Source organism: Enterovirga sp. (genome assembly GCF_028290205.1).
In the GTDB taxonomy this organism is placed as follows: domain Bacteria; phylum Pseudomonadota; class Alphaproteobacteria; order Rhizobiales; family Beijerinckiaceae; genus Enterovirga.
Genome location: NZ_JAQGKF010000004.1, coordinates 1 through 22134 on the forward strand (window position 1 = coordinate 1; position 22134 = coordinate 22134).

20 protein-coding genes are annotated in these 22134 nt (G+C 69.2%); 8 read left to right on the plus strand and 12 right to left on the minus strand.

Features of this window, described 5'->3' with window-relative positions; all coding sequences use genetic code 11:
- Window positions 1–2352: glycosyltransferase (locus tag JWR86_RS00205; protein WP_299559013.1), on the minus strand; the 2352-nt coding region annotated here is incomplete at its 3' end.
- 236 nt (window positions 2353–2588) lie between these two features.
- On the opposite strand from JWR86_RS00205, the gene JWR86_RS00210 reads away from it, so the two are divergent.
- On the plus strand, window positions 2589–3617 hold the full coding sequence (locus JWR86_RS00210) for a KpsF/GutQ family sugar-phosphate isomerase (protein WP_299559016.1): 1029 nt from the start codon (window positions 2589–2591) through the stop codon (window positions 3615–3617).
- 50 nt (window positions 3618–3667) lie between these two features.
- Here the strand turns inward: JWR86_RS00210 and JWR86_RS00215 are convergent, their stop codons facing one another.
- The 3 genes from JWR86_RS00215 to JWR86_RS00225 all read right to left on the minus strand — a co-directional run bounded on the left by JWR86_RS00215 (window position 3668) and on the right by JWR86_RS00225 (window position 7164).
- Complete coding sequence (locus JWR86_RS00215; protein ID WP_299559019.1) at window positions 3668–4501, minus strand: ABC transporter ATP-binding protein; 834 nt, start codon at window positions 4499–4501, stop codon at window positions 3668–3670.
- A gap of 161 nt (window positions 4502–4662) precedes the next feature.
- Complete coding sequence (locus tag JWR86_RS00220; protein WP_299559022.1) at window positions 4663–5982, minus strand: ABC transporter substrate-binding protein; 1320 nt, start codon at window positions 5980–5982, stop codon at window positions 4663–4665.
- 105 nt (window positions 5983–6087) lie between these two features.
- Complete coding sequence (locus tag JWR86_RS00225; RefSeq protein WP_299559025.1) at window positions 6088–7164, minus strand: branched-chain amino acid ABC transporter permease; 1077 nt, start codon at window positions 7162–7164, stop codon at window positions 6088–6090.
- 148 nt (window positions 7165–7312) lie between these two features.
- Between JWR86_RS00225 and JWR86_RS00230 the strand changes: the two genes are divergently transcribed.
- The 5 genes from JWR86_RS00230 (at window position 7313) to JWR86_RS00250 (ending at window position 11162) form a co-directional block, all read left to right on the plus strand.
- Window positions 7313–8512 carry an amidase gene (locus JWR86_RS00230; RefSeq protein WP_299559028.1) on the plus strand — a complete coding sequence of 400 codons (1200 nt, stop codon included), beginning with the start codon at window positions 7313–7315 and terminating at the stop codon, window positions 8510–8512.
- A gap of 73 nt (window positions 8513–8585) precedes the next feature.
- Window positions 8586–9482 (plus strand): SMP-30/gluconolactonase/LRE family protein, encoded by an 897-nt coding sequence (locus JWR86_RS00235; RefSeq protein WP_299559031.1) that lies wholly within the window; start codon window positions 8586–8588, stop codon window positions 9480–9482.
- Window positions 9479–10498 carry an aldose epimerase family protein gene (locus tag JWR86_RS00240; protein ID WP_299559034.1) on the plus strand — a complete coding sequence of 340 codons (1020 nt, stop codon included), beginning with the start codon at window positions 9479–9481 and terminating at the stop codon, window positions 10496–10498. Before JWR86_RS00235 ends, JWR86_RS00240 begins: the two co-directional genes overlap by 4 nt.
- Window positions 10499–10588: 90 nt before the next feature.
- Window positions 10589–10861: a hypothetical protein gene (locus JWR86_RS00245; protein ID WP_299559037.1), complete on the plus strand. Its 273-nt coding sequence runs from the start codon at window positions 10589–10591 to the stop codon at window positions 10859–10861.
- 100 nt (window positions 10862–10961) lie between these two features.
- Complete coding sequence (locus JWR86_RS00250) at window positions 10962–11162, plus strand: hypothetical protein (RefSeq protein WP_299559040.1); 201 nt, start codon at window positions 10962–10964, stop codon at window positions 11160–11162.
- A gap of 39 nt (window positions 11163–11201) precedes the next feature.
- Here the strand turns inward: JWR86_RS00250 and JWR86_RS00255 are convergent, their stop codons facing one another.
- The 7 genes from JWR86_RS00255 to JWR86_RS00285 all read right to left on the minus strand — a co-directional run bounded on the left by JWR86_RS00255 (window position 11202) and on the right by JWR86_RS00285 (window position 18230).
- Window positions 11202–11906: an ABC transporter ATP-binding protein gene (locus JWR86_RS00255; RefSeq protein WP_299559112.1), complete on the minus strand. Its 705-nt coding sequence runs from the start codon at window positions 11904–11906 to the stop codon at window positions 11202–11204.
- Entirely contained in the window at window positions 11899–12630 is a 732-nt protein-coding gene (locus JWR86_RS00260; RefSeq protein ID WP_299559043.1) for an ABC transporter ATP-binding protein, read from the minus strand. Before JWR86_RS00260 ends, JWR86_RS00255 begins: the two co-directional genes overlap by 8 nt.
- A complete protein-coding gene (locus JWR86_RS00265) occupies window positions 12627–13640 on the minus strand; it encodes a branched-chain amino acid ABC transporter permease (protein WP_299559046.1) in 1014 nt (337 codons plus the stop codon). The genes JWR86_RS00260 and JWR86_RS00265 overlap by 4 nt, the downstream gene beginning before the upstream one ends.
- On the minus strand, window positions 13640–14518 hold the full coding sequence (locus JWR86_RS00270; protein WP_299559049.1) for a branched-chain amino acid ABC transporter permease: 879 nt from the start codon (window positions 14516–14518) through the stop codon (window positions 13640–13642). Before JWR86_RS00270 ends, JWR86_RS00265 begins: the two co-directional genes overlap by 1 nt.
- 76 nt (window positions 14519–14594) lie before the next feature.
- Window positions 14595–15797, minus strand: coding sequence for an ABC transporter substrate-binding protein (locus JWR86_RS00275; protein ID WP_299559115.1), 1203 nt, complete (start codon window positions 15795–15797; stop codon window positions 14595–14597).
- A gap of 146 nt (window positions 15798–15943) precedes the next feature.
- A complete protein-coding gene (locus tag JWR86_RS00280; protein ID WP_299559052.1) occupies window positions 15944–16768 on the minus strand; it encodes a putative hydro-lyase in 825 nt (274 codons plus the stop codon).
- A 262-nt stretch (window positions 16769–17030) separates the two neighbouring features.
- Window positions 17031–18230 carry an O-succinylhomoserine sulfhydrylase gene (locus JWR86_RS00285; RefSeq protein ID WP_299559055.1) on the minus strand — a complete coding sequence of 400 codons (1200 nt, stop codon included), beginning with the start codon at window positions 18228–18230 and terminating at the stop codon, window positions 17031–17033.
- A 195-nt stretch (window positions 18231–18425) separates the two neighbouring features.
- Here JWR86_RS00285 and JWR86_RS00290 point away from each other — a divergent pair, with 195 nt between their 5' ends.
- Window positions 18426–18635, plus strand: a complete 210-nt coding sequence (locus JWR86_RS00290; protein ID WP_299559058.1) for a hypothetical protein — start codon at window positions 18426–18428, stop codon at window positions 18633–18635.
- Between the two features lie 25 nt (window positions 18636–18660).
- Here the strand turns inward: JWR86_RS00290 and JWR86_RS00295 are convergent, their stop codons facing one another.
- Window positions 18661–20232, minus strand: coding sequence for an EAL domain-containing protein (locus JWR86_RS00295; RefSeq protein WP_299559061.1), 1572 nt, complete (start codon window positions 20230–20232; stop codon window positions 18661–18663).
- A gap of 195 nt (window positions 20233–20427) precedes the next feature.
- On the opposite strand from JWR86_RS00295, the gene JWR86_RS00300 reads away from it, so the two are divergent.
- Window positions 20428–22125 (plus strand): pilus assembly protein, encoded by a 1698-nt coding sequence (locus tag JWR86_RS00300; protein WP_299559064.1) that lies wholly within the window; start codon window positions 20428–20430, stop codon window positions 22123–22125.
- Window positions 22126–22134 lie beyond the last annotated feature (9 nt).

Consider the following 22134-nt stretch of genomic DNA (forward strand, 5'->3'; position numbering starts at 1 on the left):
TCGCGCGGAGCGGGCCATGGCGGAACCGGCATAGACGGCCCCGGCCGTCTTGAGGGCGAAGGGGCCGGCCCCGAGCGCGGCCGGGTCGGACAGCCACCCCCGCGCGTAAACCGCGTCCGCGGCCACGGGGGTGAGGTGCTGGCGCGCCATGACGACCTGCGGCCCGGCCTCTCCGTCCCGGGGCAGGGCTGAGGCGACCTCGGCGGCCTGCTGGGCCAGGGCCGGGACGCCGAGCCCGAACTCTGCCGCGTCGCGCCGGCGGCCCAGCGCGAGGAGAAGCTCGAACAGAGCCTCGCGCCGCTCATCCGGCGTGCTGTCCGGGTCGGCCATGCGGCCATGCAGCGCGCTGAACGGCTGCCGCTCGAGCAGGCCGTGCAGGCGCTCCCGCACCTCGCGGGCGACCTGATCCCGAACCGCCAGGCCGAGCACGTCGCGGTCGAACGCCGTTGCGTGCCGGGCGGCTGCCTGCAGGATGCGGTCGTAATCCCGCACCAGGCTGCCGCTGGCCAGCATGCCGCCGGGGCTGAGCCGGTAGCGAAACAGCGGTTCCGGCACGACGCCTATCCGGAGGCCCGCGAGATGGGCCCTCAGGAAGAACTCCCAATCCTCGACGCCGACGCCCCTCAGCTCCGAGAAGCCGCCGAGCCTCTCGAAAGCGGTGCGGCTCACCAGGCAATTGGCGTCCCCGAAGCGGTTTCGGAACAAGGAGAACGGCCCCCCGATCCCCATGGGAAAGAACCTGAGCCGGGCCCCCTCCGGGCCGGCCGCGTCGTCGAAGATCAGGTACTGGCTCGTCATGACCTCGCAGCCGGAAGCCTGCGCGGCCCGCACGAAGGTCGAGATTTCGGAGGGCTCGGCGACGTTGTCGTCGTCGTGGAACAGGAGCCACGCGCCCGACGCGTTTGCGGCTGCGAGGTTGCGGGCCGCGCCGAGATAGCGGTTGGCGCTGCGGATGACCTTCACCGGGAAGGGGCCCGGTTGGCGCTCGATCTCGTCGAGGGCCGCGGCTGCCGCCGGCGTGGAGCTGCCGTCGTCGACCAAGACGATTTCGATGCGGGGGTAGTCCTGGCGCGCGATCGCGGCGAGTGCCCGGCGCAAAAAGTCTGGCCGGTCGTGGTGGACGAGGCAGATGGTCACGAGAGGGGTCTCGGGGTCCCTCGGAGGCGCGCGCCGCGCCGCCGCCACGTCCGCCCGCAGCCGCTCGTCCAGCGCCCGCCAGCCCTCCCGGATCGCCGCCGGATCCAGGGTCGACAGCAGCGCCGGCATTCCGTCTCGGGCGATGCGTTCCAGCGCCTGGCGCAGGGCGGCCGGGTCGGCCGGGCAGAGTGCCTCGGCCGTCGAGCCGGGCGCGATCAGGTCGGCCGTGCCGCCGGCTGGGCTGGCCAGGAACGGCGCTCCGAGCGTGAAGCACTCGGCCACCGCGCAGGGGCTGCCGGCCGCCTGGGCCGGCATCACGCAGAGCGCGTCGGGCGTTTCGGCGATCAGGTCCAGCGCGGCGCGCTGCCCGAGGCCGTCCACGAACCTGAGGCGACCCCGGTGCCCGCGCAGGCGGCGGAGGGCGTAGCCGCCCGTGAATTCCTGCTCGAAGGTCCCGAACGGGCCCAGGAAGGTGATGTCGAGATCGGCCAGGGCGGCGCTGCCCGCGAGCGCGCTCACGAAGGTCTCGAACCCCTTGCGGCGCTCCTGCCGCCCGAAGAAGATAACCTGCCGGAGGCTGCCGGGCTCCACCGCACGGGTCGCCAGGGGGCCGGCGGCGCTGCCGCTCTCGATCCACTGTGGAAGGAGCGGTGGGCAGACGGCCGTGCGGTCGAGCTTCAGCCCGCCCGCGGCGTACTCGTCGAGAAGGTGCCGGCTCGGCGACAGCACGAGGTCCGAGTTCTCGAGCTGAAAGCGCTCGATCCCTTCGCGCTCCAGGTCTTCGATCCGGGGCAGCCCGAGATCGTGGCGGCGCGTCCATTCGGACGAGCCATGGGCATGCGTGACGACAAAGCCGCCGACGAGCCCCTGCCGGCGCGCCATGGTGTAGTAGAAGCCGTGCCCCGCGCGGTCGTTGAAATGGACGACGTCGTAGGCCCGGCGCTTCAGGTGGTCATAGGCGTAGTACGACCGGGCGATGTCGTCATGCGCGGCGTAGCTTTCCCGCCCGTACAGCGTCGAGAGCTGGGTCACCCGCATCGCCGGAGCTCCGGGCAGCGCGGCGGCGGTGAGGGGCGAGATGTCGGGTCCGGTCAGGACGATGTCCACCTCGTGACCGAGCTGCTGCAGCAGCAGCGCCAAGCCCCGGCAGCGGGTGCCGATGCCGCCGCCGCCCGTCAGGCCGGCGAAGTCTTCGGTCACGATCGCTGTCTTCATGCAGGGGCCTCGGTGCTGCGGGCGCGCCGCAACGGAAGCCGTCTGCGACGCCGGCCGACCTGACGGCCCGGCTCCTCAGGTTCAGCGAGCGGAACGGCCGGGTTGTCAATCTGCGGCCGGCGCCAACCTTGCCGCCGGGGCGCCGCGCCGGTAAGCCGCGCGCTCGGGCGCCTTCCGGAATGCCGCGCGGCCCCGGCCGGCGCCGACCCAGGATGGGCCGCGGCAGACAGTAGAACATGCAGGATGACGTCGAGGACGGGGTTGGCCCGGCTCGGTCGGGCACGGCTCCGATCGGCTCCGCCGCCCCTCCGCACCTCTCGGGCGTGCGCTCGGTCGAGATCGAGCGCGACGCGCTCGGGACGCTGGCCGCGGCGCTTGGCGCCGAGATGCGCGAGCCGTTCAACGAAGCCGTGGCCGCCATCCTGGACGCGCCCGGACGGGTCATCGTGACCGGGATCGGCAAGAGCGGCCATATCGGCCGCAAGATCGCCTCCACGCTTGCCTCGACCGGCACCCCGGCCGCCTTCGTCCATGCCTCGGAGGCGAGTCACGGCGATCTCGGCATGATCTCGTCGGACGACGTGATCCTGGCCCTGTCCTGGTCCGGCGAGACGCAGGAGCTCGGCGACCTGATCAGCTTCTCGCGCCGCTACGCCGTGCGGCTTGTCGCCATCACGTCCAGCCGGGACAGCACGCTCGGCCACGCCTCCGACGTGGTCCTGCTGCTGCCCACGGTGCGTGAAGCCTGCCCGCACAATCTCGCGCCGACCGCGTCCAGCGCCATGCAGCTCGCCCTCGGCGACGCCCTCGCCATCGCGCTCCTCGAGGCCCGCGGCTTTTCGGCGCTGGACTTCAAGCAGTTCCACCCGGGCGGCAAGCTCGCCGCACGGCTGAAAAGCGTCGACCAGCTCATGCATGCCGGCAGCGAAGTGCCCCTGGTCGCAAGCGGAACGCCGATGTCGGAGGTGCTGCTGGCCATCACCAGCAAGCGATTCGGCTGCGTCGGCGTGGTCGGGCACGAGGGAGAGCTCGCCGGCATCGTCACGGACGGCGACCTGCGCCGCCACATGGGCGTGGACATCCTGCATCGCTCGGTCGACGAGGTGATGACGCGCGATCCCGTCAGCATGCCGCGGGGCACGCTCGCCAGCGCCGCCCTGGAGCTGATGAACCGCCGCCGCATCACCACTCTGTTCGTGGTGGAGGGCCGCAGCCCGGCCGGGATCCTCCACATCCACGACCTCCTGCGGGCCGGGATCGCCTGAGCGCCGGGCTGCGCCGGCGGGTCACCGGCGCGGCTTCGGGCCGCGCGAGATCAGGCCAGCCAGCGCTTGCGCCGCTTGTAGCTCTTGACCTTGCGGAAGCTCTTGCCCGCCCCCTCCGAGACGCCGAGGTAGAACTCCTTGACGTCCTCGTTCTCCCGCAGCGAGCTGGCCGGCCCGTCCATGACCACGCGGCCCGTTTCCAGGATGTAGCCGTAGGTGGCATAGCGCAGCGCCATATGCGTGTTCTGCTCCGCCAGCAGGAAGGACACGCCCGAGCGGGCGTTGAGATCGCGCACGATCTCGAAGATCTCCTCCACGATCTGCGGCGCCAGCCCCATGGAGGGCTCGTCGAGCAGGATCATGCGGGGTTTGGACATCATGGCGCGGCCGATCGCGCACATCTGCTGCTCGCCGCCCGACGTGTAGCCGGCCATGGCGGTGCGACGCTGGCGCAGCCGCGGAAACGTCTCGTAGATCTCCTCGAGGTCGCGCCGGATCGCGGCTCCGCCGTCGCGGCGCGTGAAAGCGCCGGTGAGGAGATTCTCCTCGATCGTCAGGTGGCCGAAGCAGTGCCGGCCTTCGAGGACCTGGATGCAGCCTCGCCGCACGAGCTCGGTCGGCGAGAGCTTGTCCACCCGCTCGCCCGCAAACGAGATCGAGCCCTTGGTGACGTCGCCCCGTTCCGCCCGCAGGAGGTTCGAGACGGCCTTGAGGGTGGTGGTCTTGCCGGCCCCGTTGGCCCCCAGCAGGGCCACGATGCCGCCCCGGGGCACGGCCAGGGATACGCCCTTCAGCACCAGGATGACGTGGTCGTAGACCACCTCGATGCTGTTGACGGAGAGGATCGTCTCGGCAGGCGCGAGGGCGGCGGCGTCGGCGGACATCTCAGCCCGCCGCCCGAGCGGCGCCAAGGGCCGGTGCCGTCACGCCGTGCCCGGGGTGACCCGAACCGCGCGGGGGGAGCCCGGCGGGGCTCCGCCCCGGCTGGCCGGGAGAGAGCGTCCGCAGGGCGGCGAGGGTGTCGCCCGGGGCCATGGCGAGCCGCTTACGAGCTCTTGTCGCAAGGCTCCGTGCGGGCCGGCCACCCGGAGTTCTTCTCCGCGTATTCCTTGGCGGCGGCGTCCAGCAGCGGCTTCACCTTCTCGGTCAGGGGCGTGATCGGCTCCGTCACCTTGACGTAGGTCTTGCCGTCGAACTCCTGGATGAAGGCTGCCTTGTGCCCGTTATGGTCACTGCAGGAGAGCTGGATCGGGTCGGCGAAGCCCTCGAAGCCAAGCTCCTTCAGGCGCGCCGCCGAGAGGTTCAGGTTCTCGAGCCCGCGCCGCACGTCCTCGCCGGTCACCTGCTTCTTGCCGGTGATCTTCTGGGCGTTGGCGATGCCTTCCGCGATCAGGAGTGAGTTGTAGACGCCGCGATTATACAGGACCTCGCCGAACGTCTCCTTCTGGGTTTGGCTGCCGGCCTTGCCGAGAACGTGCTTCTCGATGTCCTTGAGGGCCGGAAACTCGGTCCCGGTGGCGTGCCAGTTGAGGGTTTTGAAGCCCTTGGCGCCCGGGCCGGCGCCGCGCGCGTCGTCCTCGGACGGCCACCACACCGAGATGAACTTGTTCATCGGGTAGTTGATCTTCACGGCTTCCTTGACGGCCGTCGGGTTCAGGGCGCCCCAGCCATACATGATCATGTAGTCGGGACGGTCCCGCCGCACGCCCAGCCACTGCGAGGCCTGGTTCTGCATCTCGGTCGAAGCGACCGGGTACATCTTCAGCTCGAAGCCGTAATCCTTGGCGAGCTGCTCCAGCAGCGGGATCGGTTCCTTGCCGAACCCGGCATCGAGATAGATGTATCCGATCTTCTTGCCCTTGAGCTTGTCGAGTCCGCCTTCCTGCTGGCCGATATGCTTGATGATCATCGACGCGCCGTCCCAATAGGTGTTCGGCGGGTTGAAGATCCAAGGGAAGCGGGTGCCGTCGGCCGAGGCGGACAGACCATAGGCCATGGACAGGATCGGGATCTTGTCGACGGCGGCCTTGGGGATCAGCGGCAAGGCGATGCCGGTGGACCAGGGGTTCACCATGACGGGCTTCTTGCCCTTCACGGCCTCGTAGCACTCGACGCCCTTCTTGGTGTCGTAGCCGGTCTCGCATTCGTCGATGATCAGCTTGACGCCGCCGATGCCGCCGTCGCGCTCGTTCAGCATGGTCAGGTAGTCGCGCATGCCGTTGGCGATGTGGGTGCCCGACCCCGAGAACGGCCCCGTCCGGTAGGTGAAGAGCGGAACGTAGATGCCTTCCTGGGCGGAGGCCGGCACGGGAGCGGCCGCGAATGTCCCGCCGATCAGAGCGGCTGCGAGCGCGCGCTTGAGCATGGTGATCCTCCCGGAATCTGAGCGGGCGCGTTCGCCCTTGTCGTTGGTGTGCCGCAGTCTAGACCAGCGCTCACGCGACGATGCGCCCGACTTTAGTCGACGTGCTCAGTAGGGAAACGGCCACACCCTGAGCTTCTGCTTCAACGTCTGCCAGAGACGGGCGAGGCCGTGCGGCTCGGCGATCAGGAAGATGATGATCAGGGCGCCGACGATCATGAAGGTCGCGTGCTCGATCGAGGAGGGCGCGATGTCGAGGCCGACCGCCGGAGAGATGGTCCTCAACGCGATCGGCAGCAGGTAGATGAGCCCGGCTCCCAGAAACGACCCGAGCAGCGAGCCGAGGCCGCCGAGGATCACCATGAACAGGATGGTGAAGGACAGGTTGATGTTGAACACGTCCGGCTCGGCCGAGCCGTACCACATGAACACCAGCAGAGCCCCGGCGACGCCGCACAGGTAGGACGACACCGCGAAGGCGAGAAGCTTGGTCGGCAGGAGCCGGATGCCGATGAGCTGGGCGGCGATGTCCATGTCCCGCACCGCCATCCACATGCGACCGATCCGGCCATGGACCACGTTCGAGACGAGCAGCGTCAGCAGGGCCACGGTCGACAGGACGACGAGGTAGCGGACGGCGGGCGACGCGTTCGGGCCCGTCACGGCGGCGCCGAACAACGTCCGGGTCGGCACCTCGATCGCGCCAGAGACGTTGTAGTTATATAGCCAGGGGACGCGCTGGAACGCCCACGACAGGAAGAACTGCGCGGCCAGAGTGGCGACCGCCAGGTAGAACCCCTTGATGCGCAGGCTCGGCAGGCCGAAGACGAGCCCCACCAGGCATGAGAAGATGCCTGAGGCGAAGATCCAGACGATGATGTTCACGTCCGGAAAGGCCGTCGTCAGCTTGTAGCAGGCATAGGCGCCCACCCCCATGAAGCCGCCGGTGCCGAGCGAGAGCAGGCCCGTATAGCCGACCAGGATGTTGAGCCCGATCGCCGCGAGCCCGTAGATCAGGAACGGGATCATCACGACGTTCAGGAAGAAGGCGCTCCCGGTGAGCGGGACGACCACAAACGCGATCAGGAGGATCAGGGCGAGGCCGAGCCTGTCCTCCCGCAGGGGAAACACCGCCATGTCGGCGGCATAGCCCGTCTTGAACTGCCCGGCGTCCCGATAGAGCACTGGCGCCCGCTCCCGCGCGGCGGCGCTTTCGGCCGCCTGTCCGGCCTTGGTGTGCGGCCCGCTCGGCCTGCCGGTCAATTGCAACTTGAGGCGAAGAGCCGCGCCTGCTGTGGTAGGTGGGCCGTATTCGCGACGCAGGTGAGACACGATGCTGATCGAGACCGATCCCGCCCGGGCGTTTATGCCGTACCCCGCCGTCCAGGTGCCGGGGTCGCCGACAGGACCGCTGGCCGGTCTCACCTTCGCGGCGAAGGACCTCTATGACGTGGTCGGCTACCCGACCGGGGGCGGCTCGCCGGCGCTGCTGGCGCTGTCGGGACTCAAGACCCGCAACGCCAGCGCCGTCCAAGCGCTGCTCGATGCCGGCGCCCGCTTCGTCGGCAAGGTGATCACGGACGAGTTCGCCTTCTCCATGAACGGCAAGAATGCGCATTTCGGCACGCCGGTGAATGGCGGCGCGCCGGACCGCATCCCGGGCGGCTCATCGTCCGGCTCCGCCTCCGCGGTGTCGAACGGGCTGTGCGACACGGCGCTCGGCTCCGATACGGGCGGCTCGGTGCGGGCGCCCGCCTCCCATTGTGGCCTGTTCGGCATCCGGCCGACCCATGGCCGCATCTCGCTCGAGGGCTGCCTCGACCTCGCGCCCTCCTTCGACACCTGCGGCTTCTTCGCCCGGGACGTCGAGACGTTCGGGCGCGTGGCCGATGTGCTTCTCGGCCCGGACCCCGCACCGCTCCCGGCCCGGCCGCGGCTGCTCATCGCGGCCGACTGCTTCAGCATGCTGGAGACGGAGGTTCGGGCGGCGCTGGCGCCCGTCGTCAAGCTGATCGAGGGGATCTATGGCGAGGCCGCCATGGTTGAGACGGCTCCGGGTGGCTTCGAGCCGCTCTACTGGGCGTTTCGCCGCGTGCAGAGCCGCGAGGCCTGGCTCGTGGATGGGCCCGTGATCGAGCGCTACCGCATGCCGCTCGGCACGGGCGTCGCCGAGCGCTTCGCCTATGGCCGCGACGTGTCGGACAGCGAGTTCGCGGACGCCAACGAGGTGCGGGCGGCCTTTCTGCAGCAGTTCAGGACGACGCTGGGCACCGACGGCCTCCTGATCATGCCGACCATGCCGGATGTCGCGCCGCTGCTGTCGGCGGACGAGAGCGAGCTCGAAACCTACCGCAACCGGTCCATCAACATGCTGTGCCTGTCCGGGCTTTCGGGCGTGCCACAGGTGTCGATGCCGCTTGCGAGCCGCCTCGGCGCCCCGCTCGGCATCTCCATCCTGGGTCCGGCGGGATCCGACCTGTCGCTGGTCGCTGCCGCGGCCCGCATTGCGGCCGGTCGGGCCGCGTCGGTCTAGACGCGACGCATCCTCTGGCGGGCCCGCGCGTTGGCGGGCAGGCGGCGCAGCCGCGCCGGCCGGAGGAGAACCCATGACCGTGCCGGTGCATCCCGAGCGACCCCGCGTCGCCGTGCCCTGCGGCTGCGTGCTGGGCGAGGGCCCGATCTGGGACGGGCGCCGCGGCACGCTGCTCTGGGTCGACATCGACGGGCAGGCGCTGTGGTCCTGGCGGCCGGACGGCCCCCAGGCAGCAACGGCGCGGCCGCTTCCGGAAAAGGCCGGCTTCGTGGTGCTGACGCCCGATCCGGATGTCGTGCTGCTCGGCCTCGCCTCCGGCGTGGCGCGGCTGCGCCTGTCCGGCGGCGAGCCGGAGCTGGTGCTGCGGCCCGAACCGGACGAGCCCGGCAACCGGCTGAACGACGGCGCGGCCGCTCCGGACGGCTCGCTCCTCTTCGGCTCCCTGAACGACCGACCGGGCGACGGGCGCCCGACCGGGCGCTTCCACCACTGGTCGCGGACCGGAGCGGTCCGGTTCGGGGTTGAGGCTGCCGTCACCAACGGGCCCTGCATCGACCCGGTGCGGGGCGTCCTCTACGCCAGCAACACCTCGGACGGCATCGTCTACCGGCACGCCTTGCGGCCGGACGGCAGCCCCGGTCCGGCCGAAGAGCTGCTGCGCTTCCGCCCTGGCGACGGCCATCCCGACGGCATGGCGGTGGACCAGGAGGGCCACCTCTGGATCTGCCATTTCGGCGGCGGCCGGATCACCCGGTTCACGCCGGACGGTGTGCCGGTGTTGATCGTGCCGATGCCGACCGGCCAGGTCACCAAGCTCGCCTTTGGCGGCCCGGACCTGCGCACCGCCTATGTGACCACGGCGGCAAGGGGCCGCGACCGGGAGACCGATCCCCTGGCCGGCCACCTGTTCAGCTTCGCGCCCGGATTGGCCGGGCTGCCGGCGCTGCCCTGCACGATGGCCGAGCCATGACCTTGCGTGTCTTCGGCCGCTGCGGTGCGAGCGAGGTGCTGGAGGTGACGCTCCGGGCCGGCCATCTCGAGGCCCGCATCATCACCTGGGGGGCCGTTCTGCGCGACCTGGTCCTGGCCGGCCAGGGCCCGGGCCAGCCCCTCGTGCTCGGGCTCGAGCGACTAGAGGAGTACCTCGCCTATTCCCCGGAATTCGGGGCCGTGGTGGGCCGCTACGCCAACCGCATTGGCGACGCCCGCTTCCGGCTCGGGGGCGAGGAGGTGATGCTCGTCCCGAATGAGAACGGCAACGGACTGCATGGCGGGCCGGCCGGGTTCAGCCGCCGGATCTGGTCGCTCGTCGCCCATGACGAGCGCCGGGCCCATCTGGCGCTTGTCTCCGAGGACGGCGAGATGGGCTTCCCGGGGCGGCTCTACGCCTTCGCCACGTATGAACTCCTGCCGCCGGCCACGCTGCGCATCGCTCTCCAGGCCTTTGCGGACGAGCCCACGCCCGTGAACCTGACCGCGCACAACTATTTCAACTTCGACGGCTCGGCCGACGCGCGTGACCACCGGCTCCAGCTCGTCGCCGACCACCGACTCGCAACCGACGCGGAACTGATCCCGACCGGCGACATCGTCTCCGTCGCGGGTCCCGCCTACGACTTCCGCCAGGAACGGGCGGTCCGGCCGCCGGAGGCCGGCCTGCGCTACGACCAGACCTACGTGGTGCGCCGCGACCGGGCCGACCATCCGGCCCTGGTCCGGGCCGCGACGCTCACCTCGCCGGTCACCCGCATCGCCATGGAGATGTGGACCACCGAGATCGGCCTGCAGCTCTATGACGGGCACAAGGTCGACGTTCCGGTGCCGGGGCTGAGGGGCGCGCGCTACGGGCCGCATGCGGGCATCGCGCTCGAGCCGCAGCGCTTTCCCGATGCCCCGAACCATGCCCATTTCCCGGCCTGCACGCTGTCGCCCGGGGACGTGTCGCGGCAGGTGACCGAGCTGCGCTTCCGGCGGCTCGATGGCTGAATTCCGGGTGTGCCGGCGCACCGCTACGCTTGGCCGGGAATGCGACACAGGCTCCTGACGGCCCGGGTGAGAGGCCGGTGGGAGAGCCCGATGTACGGTGTGGTGAAGCTCGCAGCTTTGAGCGCGGCTTTGGCGGCCGCCCTGGTCACGGCGACGGAGACCCGTTCGCCGCGCACGATCTCCTCGCAGAGCGACCGGCTGCTGATCATGGAGAGCACCGACGAGCAGCCGGCGGCGGCCTGCGAGGGGCCGGCAGAGACCGGCTGCGGCAGCGGCCAGAGGCCCGTCAGCCGGCCGTCTCCGGCGGACGACGGTGTCGAAACGGAGCACGCCCAGGCGCGCCGCCCGGCCCGAACGACCTGATCTATTGTGACACGGGGCAAGACATCGCGCGGAAACATTATCTGAACCAAGTTGGGGGCCCGGCGTTAAAGCTGTGTCGCCCCCTGTCTGGGAGCTTTCGATGCCTCATCTCGATGCCAGCGCTTTGTCGACCGACCCGGAGGGGATGGACCTCCTCAGGGATCTGCTCGACGTGCCGTCGGCGCCGGTCATCCCGGTCGGAGCCTTTGAGGTGAAGGTGGCGAGCGGGGCGTCGCAGCTGAGCCTCGACAGCGAGGTCACCCGGCCCCGGCGCCTTGAGTTCCTGTCGGAACTGGCCTGACGGTCAGGCTCCCCAGTGCCGGCACGCGAGAGCGCGCGCCTACACGCCGAGATACGCTTTTCGAACGTCCGTGTGGTCGAGGATCTCCTTGGCCGTGCCGGTGATGACGACGCGCCCGGTCTGCAGCACGTAGCCCCGGTCGGCGATGGCCAGAACCTCGGACAGCCTCTGCTCCACAATCAGCACGGTGGTGCCGGCTTCGCGAATGGCCACCACGGCGTCGAAGATCTCGTCCACGAGCTTCGGGGCGATCCCCTGTGACGGCTCGTCGAGCATGAGAAGGCGCGGCCGGGTCATCAGCGCCCGCGAGATCGCCAGCATCTGCTGCTCGCCGCCCGACAGGGTCTCGGCCCGCTGCGGCAGCCGCTCCTGCAATCGCGGGAAGAGCTTGAACACGCGCCCCAGCGGCTCGTCGCGGTCGGCCTGGCCGCGGAACATGTAGGACCCGAGCCGCAGGTTGTCCCGCACCGAGAGGCGCGGAAAGAGGCGCCGGTTCTCCGGCACATAGGCGATGCCGGCCCGGGTGATGAGGTGGCCGGCCCGGCCCTCGATACGCTCTCCCGCGAAGGTGATGGTGCCGGCGCGGGAGCTCTCGGCCCCGGCGATGGTCTTCAGTAGCGTCGACTTGCCCGCACCATTCGCGCCCGCGACAGCGACGATTTCGCCCTCGCCGACCTCGAGCGAGATGTCCTGGATGGCGACGAGGCCCTGATAGGCCGTGGTCAGGTCCCGCACCTCAAGCAGCACGGCGGCGATCTCCGAGATAGGCCGCCACGACGCCCGGGTCGCGGGCGACGTCGGCCGGCTTGCCGTGGGCCAGTTCGCGGCCGAGATGGAGCACAAAGGCTCGGTCGACCAGCGGCATCACGATTTCCATCACGTGCTCCACCATCAGCACGGTGACGCCGGTCTCACGCACGCGCCGCACCAGCTCGACCCCCTTCTGGGCTTCGGCCGGCGTGAGGCCGGTCATGACCTCGTCCAGCAGGAGCAGCTTCGGTTCCGTCGCGAGCGCGCGCGCCACCTCGAGCCGCCGCTTCTCGGGTGGGGTCAGGTCGCCGGCAGGCGCGGCAGCGCGGCCGGCGAGGCCGGCGAAGTCCAGCACCTCGGCAGCCTTGAGGCGGGCGCGGCTGGCATGCGGGTGGCGCACCAGCGCTCCCACCACGACGTTGTCCAGCACGCTCATGGAATCGAAGCTCTTCACCACCTGGAAGGTGCGGGCGATGCCGCGCCGGCACCGATCCGGCGCCGACAGCCCGGTGATGTCCTCGCCCTCGAACCGGATGGTGCCGGCCGAGACCGGGATCGCGCCGGCGATCAGGTTGAACAGGGTCGACTTGCCGGCGCCGTTCGGCCCGATCAGGCCGACAATCTCGCCCGGACCGACCGACAGGCTGACCTCGCTCACGGCCGCGAGGCCACCGAAGCGGCGCGACACGCCTTCGACGGAGAGAAGTGGAGGGATCATACCTTGGGCGCCGGGCGACGGGTGAACAGGCTGACCAGGCCCTGCGGCCGGGCGAGCGCCACGACCATGATCAGGGCGCCGTAGACGATCAGGTCGATGCCCCGGCCGGAGCCGCCGAGATAGGAGCGGGTGACCTCCGTCATGGGGATCAGGATCGCGGCCCCGAGCGCCGGGCCCCACAGGGTGCCGATGCCGCCCAGCACCGCCGGGAGCGCCATCAGCAGCGAGAACTGGAAGGCCATCACGCTCTCGGGGTCGATGTAGGACACGAAGGCCGCATAGAACGAGCCGCCGACGGCGGTGAAAAAGGCCGACACGGCCGCGGCGGCCATCTTGGACTTGAAGATCATCACGCCCAGACTCTGGGCCGCGTCGGCGTTGTCCTTCACGGCGCGCCACCAATAGCCCCAGCGCGAGCCCTCGATCAGGAAGGTCACGAGCCAGGTCACGACAAACAGCCCGAGCGCGAAATAGATGTAGGGCAGCTTGTCGCGTCCGAACTGGAAGGTCGCCCAGGAATCCGGCACGTAGGGCCATTGGATACCGGTTGCGGCGCCCGCCCAGTCCCAGTTGTGCACGAGCAGGAGCCCGGCCTCGGCGATCACGATGGTTGCGATGCTGAAATAGTGGCCGGCGAGGCGAAACAGCTGGTAGCCGAGCGCGAGCGCCAGGGCGGCGGCGAGCAGGCCGCCGGCCAGCATGCCGAACCAGGGCAGGATGCCGGCCTTGGTGTAGAGCAGTGACGTCGTATAGGCGCCGATGCCGAAATACAGGGCGTGGCCCAGGGAGATTTGGCCGCAATAGCCGCCCAGGATGTTCCAGCTCTGCGACAGGGCCGCATACATCAGGGTCAGCACGATGACATTCTGCGCGTAGACGTCCCGCACCGCGAGCGGCAGGGCGGCCAGCGCCAGGACGACGGCGCCGAAGAACAGAAGCTCATTGCGCCGGCGCCGATCATAGGCGGCCGTGGTCTCGGCCAGGTCGCGGGGGAGGGCGTGGACGGCCATCACAGGGATCCGAACAGGCCGCGAGGGCGCACAAAGACGACGGCTAGGTACAGCGCGTAGATGCCCACCGCCTTCAGCGAGGAGGGCAGGATCACGGCCGAGACGGCCTCCACCAATCCGACCAGGATGCCGGCCGCGAGCGCCCCGAAGACGCTGCCGAAGCCGCCGAGCGCGACCACCACATAGGCGATCAGCGCGAAGGGCGCGCCCACATCCGGGTAGATGTAGTAATTGATCGCCAGCATGGCGCCGGCGAGCCCGACCAGGGCGGCTCCGAGCCCCCAGCCCAGGGTGAAGACGCGGTTCTTGTCGATGCCGACCAGGGCCACGGCCCCGGCATCCTCGCGCGTCGCCTCGAGCGCCTTGCCGAAATCGGTCTTGGTGATCAGCAGCCACAATCCCGTAAAGGCCGCCACCGAGACGAGTCCGCCCGCGAGCTGGGGCAGGGGCAGGTAGATGCCGCCGAGCGACACCGTCTTGCCGCCCAGGAGGTTGGGCGGCAGGTTCCGGTAATCCGGCGTGAAGAGAAGCTGCGCCACGCCCCGGATCACCACCGCGAGGCCGAAGGTCGCGAAGATCTGGACCATGCCGAGATTGGCCTTGGCCCGCATCGCGTATTGCACCACGCCCAGATACGCGGTGGCCCCGACCACGAACAGGGCCGCGACCACGAGCGGCGCCAGAAACAGCGGGTCGATGGCGATCAGGAGGACGGCCCCGAAGGTCGCGTACATGGCGAGCATCATGAACTCGCCATGCGCGAAATTGACCACGTCCATCAGGCCGAAGATGAGCGAAAGGCCCACTGCGATCAGGGCGTAGATCAGGCCCATCAGCAGGCCTGAGGCTAGGATCTGAATAAAGATCTCGGGGGTCATTCGCTCCCTTGCGAGGTCGGGGCCGCCGTTGCCCGGAGGAAGACGGACCGGGCCGGGCCCGGTCCGGCCGGTCGGATCAGGCCTTGAACATCGGCCACACGGCGGGCGAGACCGCCGCCTGCTCCGGATACACGGTCACGAACTTCTGGTCCTTGTATTGCAGCAGCACCGGATCGGCGTCGTTGTTCTGGCCGTTCTCGTCGAACTTGACCCGCTTCCAGGGCATGATGGTGCGCTCGCCCGGGATGTCGGTCTGAGCCAGGGCATCGCGGATGCGGCCGCCATCGGTCGACTTGGCGCGGTCGATCGCCTCCGCCAGCACGAGCAGGGCCATGAACTCGCGCGCCGTGTTGTCGTTCAGGTCCTTGTTGGACCGGGCCTTGAACAGCTCGTTGATCTTGCCCACCAGCGGACGCTTGGCAGCGAGGTCGATCGAGAAGGAGCCGCGCGTGATCACGTTCTCGATCTGCTTGCCGACCGCGTCGTAGAGCGCCTGCTCCGAGAAGCCGGCCGCCTGGCACAGCATCGCCTTCGGCTTGTAGCCGAGCTCGCCCATCGTCTTCACCAGCAGAATGCCGTCCGTGGTGTAGCTCGACGGCATGAGCACGTCGGCATTGCCGGCCTTGAGCTGCTGCACCTCGGCGGTCAGCGAGGGCGTGTTGGCCCGGTACTTGATGTCGGAGACGAGCTTGTAGCCGCGCTCGCCCGCGAGCTTGCGCTGCACGTTCGAGGAATCGGTGCCGAAGATCGTGTCCTCGTAGAAGAGCGCAAGGGTGTCGATCTTCTCGCCCTTCTTGCGCAGGCCGTCGAGGAAATCGAACATGATGATCGAGAACATCTCGTCATGCGCCGCCGCCCGGAAGAAGTATTTCAGGCCGCGGCGGTGCAGGCTCGGCGAGGAATTGTCGGCCGACATGAAGGGCACGCTGTAGCGCTCGGCCGTCTGGCTGATCGTCGCCGCCACGGAGCTCTGGTAGCTGCCGACCATGGCCGCGACCTTCTCCTGGGTGATCAGCCGCTCGGCCTCGGCCCGCCCCTTCTGGGGATCCCCCTGGTGGTCGGCGAAGATGATGCGGATCTTGGCGCCGCCGAGGCCGGGCAGGCCGGCCTCCTTGGCGAGCGGCAGGTCGAGATCGGCATGGGCCGTGTTGATGATCTCGATCGCGGTTTCAAAGGCGGTCTTGGCATCGACGCCGATCTGCGCGCTGGGGCCGGACAGCGGATAGAGCGCCCCGATCACCACCTCCTTGACGGCCTGGCCCCGGGCGGGGCCGGCCATGGCGGCGGCCGTAAGCGCGGTGCCCTGAACGAACCTGCGACGTGACAGCATGGACTTCCCCTCTCGTGGCGGCGCAGACCGGCCGGTGGCGCGCTCGGTTGTCTAGTTCGTCAGGCCCCCGTCCGGGGGTGCCAGGCTCCGCAACGTCAGCTCACCGCCAAGCGCGCATTGCGGAGATCGGTCACGATCATGCTCCCCGGGTAGTGGGTTATGCAAAACGGGGGCCGGGCCGCTTCGATCACGGCCTGAGGCGTCACCCCGCAGGCCCAGAAGACCGGGATCTCGTCCGGCCCGACCGGGACCGGGTCGCCGTAATCGGGGCGCGACAGGTCGGCGATGCCGATCAGGTCGGGCCGGCCGAGATGGACCGGCGCCCCGTGCACGTTGGGCAGGCGGCCGGTGATCTGGATGGCCCTGATGGCGTTGGCCGGTGACATCGGCCGCATGGACACGACCAGAGGGCCCCGCAGGCGGCCAGCCGGCGTGGTCTGGATGCTGGTGCGGTACATCGGCACGGCGCAGCCGCGCGAGATGTGACGGATCTCGATCCCGTCTTCCATCAGTGCCGATTCGAACGAGTAGGAGCAGCCGATCACGAAGGTGACGAGGTCGTCGCGCCAGTGCCGGTGGAGATCGGTCGGCTCGTCCACGATCACGCCGTCCTGCCACACGCGGTAGCGTGGCACGTCGGTTCGGACATCGAGATCGGCGCCCAGGCTCGGGATTCGGAAGGCGCCCGGCTCCGAGACGGCGACGAGGGGGCAGGGCTTCGGGTTGGCGACCGCGAAGCGCAGGAAGTCCTCGGCCAGGTCGCGCGGCAGGATGGCGAGATTTCCCTGAACAAAGCCCGGCGCCATCCCGGCCGTCGGTCCCGTGTGCAGCCCGTCGCGGATCGCTGCCCGGGCGCCCGCCGGCGTGAGAATGTCCGGATATGCGGAGCTGGAGGTCGCAAGCGCGGCAACGGCAGCCATCAGCCTCTCCTGGCCTTGTTTGCAGGAGAGTTGCCGACCCTGATCGGCTTGTCCATTGGCTCGGTGCAATCGCGTGTGGTTAGCCGCCGCTCAATGCGGCCCCGCTTCGCCTGCGCAGGTGCCACGCGTGGCCCGAGGCGCGGTCGCACCGGTCCGAGTCACGGGCGGGATGTCGGTTCCGGCTCTGGCAGCTTTGGCGCACTCCGCGTGCAGCGGCACCCTGGCCGGGCAGGCGGGCCCGAGCGGCCTCCGGGGTCGAGGCTCAGCCGGAGGCGGCCTCGAGCGCCGTCCGGAGGTCGGCCATGAGGTCGTCTGCATGTTCGAGCCCGACCGACAGCCGCACGAGACCGTCGCCGATCCCCATCTCGGCCCGCTCCTCCGGCTTGAAGCGCTGGTGCGTGGTGGTGGCCGGGTGCGTGATCAGGCTCTTGGCGTCCCCGAGATTGTTGGAGATGAGGATGAGCCGGAGCGCATTCAGCATCCGAAAGGCGGCCGGCTTGCCGCCCCGAATGCTGAGCGCGATGAGGTTCGAGCCTCCCGACATCTGGCGCCGGACGAGTTCGGCCTGGGGATGGTCGGCCCGGCCGGGATAGATGAGCCGCTCGAGCGCCGGGTGGCCGGCCAGGGCGTCGGCCAGCACCCCGGCGGTGCGGGTCTGCCGCTCGACGCGGATCGGCAGGGTTTCCAGGCTCTTCAGCAGCACCCACGCATTGAACGGCGACATCGCCGGCCCGGTCTGCCTCAAATAGGTCTGGATGTGGCGGTCGATGAAGTCGCGCGAGGCCAGGATGACGCCGCCGAGGCAGCGGCCCTGACCGTCGATGTGCTTGGTCGCCGAATACACGACGCAATCGGCGCCGAGTTCCAGCGGTTTCTGGAAGAGCGGCGTGGCGAACACGTTGTCGACGACCAGCGTCGCGCCGGCCGCGTGCGCGATCTCGGCCACGGCCCGGATGTCGACCAGGTCGAGCGTCGGGTTGGCCGGGCTTTCCAGAAACAGCGTCTTGGTTTCGGGCCGGATCGCGGCCCGCCAGGCGGCGAGATCGCGGCCGTCCACCAGGGTCGAGGAAACCCCGAATCGCGGCAGGAATTCTTCGATGACGTAGCGGCAGGAGCCGAACAGGGCTCGGGCCGCCACCACGTGGTCCCCGGCCTTCAACTGGCCCACAAGCGCGGCCGTCACGGCCGCCATGCCGGTCGCCGTGGCGCGCGCAGCCTCCGCACCCTCGAGGGCCGCCATGCGGCTCTCGAACATGCCGACGGTCGGATTGGAGAAGCGGGCGTAGATGAAGCCGGCCTCGTCGCCCGCGAAGCGCCGCTCGCATTGCTCGGCCGACGCATAGACGTGGCCCTGCGTCAGATAGAGCGCCTCCGACGTTTCGCCGAATTCGGACCGGAAGGAGCCCTGGTGAACCAGGCGGGTCTCGAGATGGTGGGCGGCGAGAGGGTCGAGGCTGGCCATAGATCGTTCACTGGAGCTGCGTCGCGCAGCAATCTGCATGACCCTGAGTCATAGGGATGTTTAAGAAAGCGTCAACATATGCGCTCAGCGCATGGCGATATTGCAGCGCACCATGTTGCGAGGCGGCCGGCAGTGATTACGTTGCAGTGCAACACAACGGGAAACGTCCGGGTTCACCGTCTCCAGGAGTTCTTCATGTCCGTCGCTTCTGCCCAGTTCGACCGGTTTGTCGCTGCCGGCGATCGCGCCGAGCCGAGCCGTCCCTCTCTCTTCGCCCGCGCCGGCACGGCGCTCCGTGAGGCCCGCATGCGGCAGGCCGAGCGCGAGATCGGCCGCTTCATCGAGGGGCGGGGAGGTCGCATCACCGACGCGCTCGAGCGTCAGATCGAGCGGCACTTCGTCTAAGCTGTCGCACTCCGGCCGGGGCCGCTCAGGCGGCTTCCCGGTTCGGGGCAGGGAGCGCCACGTTGCTCCTGATCAGGTCGGGGACGAGGCTCGCCGGCATCGGTGCGCCGAACAGGAAGCCCTGGCCGATCATGCAGCCCATCTCGGCCAGCCAGGCGGAGTTGTCGGCGCTCTCGATGCCCTCGGCCGTGGTCATGATGCCGAGCGAGCGGCCGAGCCCGAGGATGGCCGAGATGATCTTGGCGCTCTCCTCGTTGCCGCCGAGCGACTGCACGAAGGACCGGTCAATCTTGATCTTGTCGAAGTTCATCTCGCGCAGGTGATACAGGCTGGAATACCCCGTCCCGAAATCGTCCAGCGCCACCGAAACGCCCGCGGCCTGTAGGGTGGAGAGGGTGGCGCGGGCCACGTCCAGGTCCTCGGTCAATGCCGTCTCGGTGATTTCCACCTCGAGGCGCTTTGGCGAGAAGCCGGTGTCCCGCAGGATGGCCAGGATGCGGGGCGCGAGCAGCCCCTCCTTGAACTGCACCGGCGAGATGTTGATGGCGAGGCCGAGATGGGCCGGCCAGTTCCGGGCGTCGAGACACGCCTGACGCAGCAGGCCGTAGCACATCTCCGTCACGAGCCCGGTGTCTTCGGCGATCGGCACGAAGACGTTGGGAGAGATGATGCCGCGCTGCGGATGGTACCAGCGGGCCAGAACCTCGAAGCCGAGCAGGGCGTGGCCCGGCAGGGCGACGAGAGGCTGGTAATGCGGTCGCACGTCGCCCGCCTCGATCGCCGAGCGCAGCTCCGCCTCCAACGACAGGCGGGCCTTCAGCTCCTCGTCCATGGCCTGTTCGAAGAAGCGGTACGTGCCGCGGCCCTCGCGCTTGGCCCGGTACATGGCGATGTCGGCCGAGCGCAGCAGCGCCTCTGCGTCGGGCCCGTCCTGAGGCAACAGGGCGATGCCGACGGTGGCGCCGACGGTGACGCGCGAATTCTGCCACTCGACCGCCTGTGAGAGCTGCTGGATCAGCTGCTGGGCGAGGCGCATCAACTCGTCGGCCGTCATCTCCCCGGGCAGGAAGGCGGCGAATTCGTCGCCGCCGAGCCGGGCGGGCACCGCCTCGCGGGGCAGCGCCCGCCGCAGCCGGTCGGCGATCTCGCACAGCACCGCGTCCCCGGCGGCGTGGCCATAAATGTCGTTCACCGGCTTGAACCGGTCGAGGTCGATCAGGAACACCGCCCCGCGGCCCCGCTCGACGGAGTTGCCGATGCATTCGAGCAGCATGCGGCGATTCGGCAGGGCAGTCAGGACATCGCGCCGCGCGCTGGATTGCGCGGCGACCTCGGCGCTCCGGCGCGCCGTAATCTCCCGCCTGAGCCGCACCGACTTCAGGACGGACGCCACCCCGATGGCGAAGCTCATGAAGAAGCCGAGGAAGACGAAGTTGGACAATCCGTTCTGGAGTGCGAGCAGCTGCAGGGTCGGAAAGACGTCGAGCGTGCTTCCGATCAGCCACATGCATTCGGCGATCCCCAGCAGACACAGCCCTTCATAGAGTTCGCCCTTGGGCCATTCCTGCCCGGGGGGCGCTCCCGCCGTTCGCTCCATCCCGTCCTCCGGCATCACACCGAGCAGGGATCTTGCGCCCCACAGATTGCTTGGGTGTGAATCCCGGCGCGCGAGTTTGAAAGAGAACAGTTCTGCGCAATCCCGGCAACGCGCAGATTCGGCGTGCCGGATTTCTCCGGCCCTTAACGATCACCCTGCCATTCTCTTGGCTCGGGTATGGCGGACGAGGGCGAGGTGGGGGCGATATTCTCCGAGGCGCTGCTGTGGTGCCTCAGGTGCGCAAGGCTGGCCAGGGACGACCGCGGGGCGGTGGCTGTCCTGTTCGCCCTCTCTGTTGCCCCGATGACGTTCCTGGTCGGGGCGGCGCTCGATTATTCGGGCGCGTCCAGCCTGAAGGCTCAGTTGCAGAAGGCGACGGACGGCGCGAATTTGCGCCTGTGCCAGGTCGCCGGGGCGCCGACCCGCGACGATCTGGTGGCTGCGGCCAACAAGCTCCTGCCGACCTATCTCGGCTCGGCGCCCTACACCATCCAGACGCTGACCCTGAGCAGCAGCCCGCGGGTGATCGAGCTGAAAACGAGGTCGCTGTTTCCGACCTCCATCCTCAAGGTGTTCGGGCCGGCCTTCGCCCAACTGCCCGTGGACGCGACCGCGACCTGTTACGGCGAGCCGCAGACCTTTGAGATCGCGCTCGCGCTCGACAACACCGGCTCCATGGCGCTGTCGGGCGGGACTCAATCCAAGATGGAAGCCCTCAAGGCGGCCGCGACCTCCTTCGTGGACGCGATCTACAACAACACCACCCTGTCCACCGCGACCACCATCTCGATCGTGCCCTTCGCGGCCGCGGTGGCCGTGAACCCCTCTTCCTACCGGGGCGCGTCCTGGATCGATCAGGCCGGCAACGCGTCCTACCACTGGAACATCGTCCAGGGCGGGGCCACGGCGGCCCGGGCGCACTGGGCCGCGAACCGCCTCGCCGCCTTTGACCGGCTGAAGACGCTGCGGTCGGGCTGGGACTGGGCCGGCTGCCTCGAGTCGCTCACCTACCCGCTGAACGTCCGCGACGGGGCGCCAACCCCGTCGAACCCGGACAGCTATTTCGTGCCCATGCTCGGCCCGGACGAGACCGGCGACGGCGGGCAGGTGTACCACACGGATGCGAGCGGCAGCTGGGTCACCTCGCCGAACAGCTATCTGGACGATTCCGGCGGCAACAATTGCAGCTCGACCTCGGACGAGAACGTCCGCTTCGGCCGCGTCTGCAAATACGCCGATCCGCGGGGCGCCAGCACCAGCACGGGCCCCAACGCGATGGGCCCGAACCAGAGCTGCACCAGTCGCCCGCTGACGCGCCTCACCGCCAACAAGGCCACGCTTCTGGCGGAGATCGCGGCCATGCAGCCCGCCGGCAACACCAATATCCACGAAGGGTTCATGTGGGGCTGGCGCACCATCTCCCCGGTCAGCGTGTTCGCGGCCGATGCGGCCGCCTACAACAAGCTCAACAACAACAAGATCATCATTCTGATGACGGACGGCGACAACACATGGTCCGTCAATTCGCCCAGCTCGGCCGCTAAATCCGGCCATTCCGCCTATGGCTACTTCCGCAATCCGGACGGATCCGGCCCGAACAGCCGGCTGCCGCCGGCCCATGCCGATCCCACGACCGACCTGAAGGCGCGGGCGGCCATGGACGCGCTCACCCTGGAGGCCTGTGCCAACGCCTCCGCCTCGCCAAACAACGTCGTGATCTACACCATCGGGTTCAGCGCCACCGCGGATCCGATCGACCAGCAGAGCCTCAACATGCTGCGGACCTGCGCGGGGGCGGCCGACCGGGCCTATGTGGCGACCGATTCCAACGCGCTCCAGGTGGTGTTCCAGAAGATCGCCGACAACATCAGCAGCCTCCGGCTCTCCCGCTGAGCGGGCCGC

What these genes read in the sequence shown, in the direction of transcription:
- JWR86_RS00210 (WP_299559016.1), top strand. Translation starts at nt 2,589, where the DNA reads ATGCAGGATGACGTCGAGGACGGGGTTGGCCCGGCTCGGTCGGGCACG.
- JWR86_RS00215 (WP_299559019.1), bottom strand. Translation starts at nt 4,501, where the DNA reads ATGTCCGCCGACGCCGCCGCCCTCGCGCCTGCCGAGACGATCCTCTCC.
- JWR86_RS00220 (WP_299559022.1), bottom strand. Translation starts at nt 5,982, where the DNA reads ATGCTCAAGCGCGCGCTCGCAGCCGCTCTGATCGGCGGGACATTCGCG.
- JWR86_RS00230 (WP_299559028.1), top strand. Translation starts at nt 7,313, where the DNA reads ATGCTGATCGAGACCGATCCCGCCCGGGCGTTTATGCCGTACCCCGCC.
- JWR86_RS00235 (WP_299559031.1), top strand. Translation starts at nt 8,586, where the DNA reads ATGACCGTGCCGGTGCATCCCGAGCGACCCCGCGTCGCCGTGCCCTGC.
- JWR86_RS00240 (WP_299559034.1), top strand. Translation starts at nt 9,479, where the DNA reads ATGACCTTGCGTGTCTTCGGCCGCTGCGGTGCGAGCGAGGTGCTGGAG.
- JWR86_RS00245 (WP_299559037.1), top strand. Translation starts at nt 10,589, where the DNA reads ATGTACGGTGTGGTGAAGCTCGCAGCTTTGAGCGCGGCTTTGGCGGCC.
- JWR86_RS00250 (WP_299559040.1), top strand. Translation starts at nt 10,962, where the DNA reads ATGCCTCATCTCGATGCCAGCGCTTTGTCGACCGACCCGGAGGGGATG.
- JWR86_RS00260 (WP_299559043.1), bottom strand. Translation starts at nt 12,630, where the DNA reads ATGATCCCTCCACTTCTCTCCGTCGAAGGCGTGTCGCGCCGCTTCGGT.
- JWR86_RS00265 (WP_299559046.1), bottom strand. Translation starts at nt 13,640, where the DNA reads ATGGCCGTCCACGCCCTCCCCCGCGACCTGGCCGAGACCACGGCCGCC.
- JWR86_RS00270 (WP_299559049.1), bottom strand. Translation starts at nt 14,518, where the DNA reads ATGACCCCCGAGATCTTTATTCAGATCCTAGCCTCAGGCCTGCTGATG.
- JWR86_RS00275 (WP_299559115.1), bottom strand. Translation starts at nt 15,797, where the DNA reads ATGGCCGGCCCCGCCCGGGGCCAGGCCGTCAAGGAGGTGGTGATCGGG.
- JWR86_RS00280 (WP_299559052.1), bottom strand. Translation starts at nt 16,768, where the DNA reads ATGGCTGCCGTTGCCGCGCTTGCGACCTCCAGCTCCGCATATCCGGAC.
- JWR86_RS00285 (WP_299559055.1), bottom strand. Translation starts at nt 18,230, where the DNA reads ATGGCCAGCCTCGACCCTCTCGCCGCCCACCATCTCGAGACCCGCCTG.
- JWR86_RS00290 (WP_299559058.1), top strand. Translation starts at nt 18,426, where the DNA reads ATGTCCGTCGCTTCTGCCCAGTTCGACCGGTTTGTCGCTGCCGGCGAT.
- JWR86_RS00295 (WP_299559061.1), bottom strand. Translation starts at nt 20,232, where the DNA reads ATGGAGCGAACGGCGGGAGCGCCCCCCGGGCAGGAATGGCCCAAGGGC.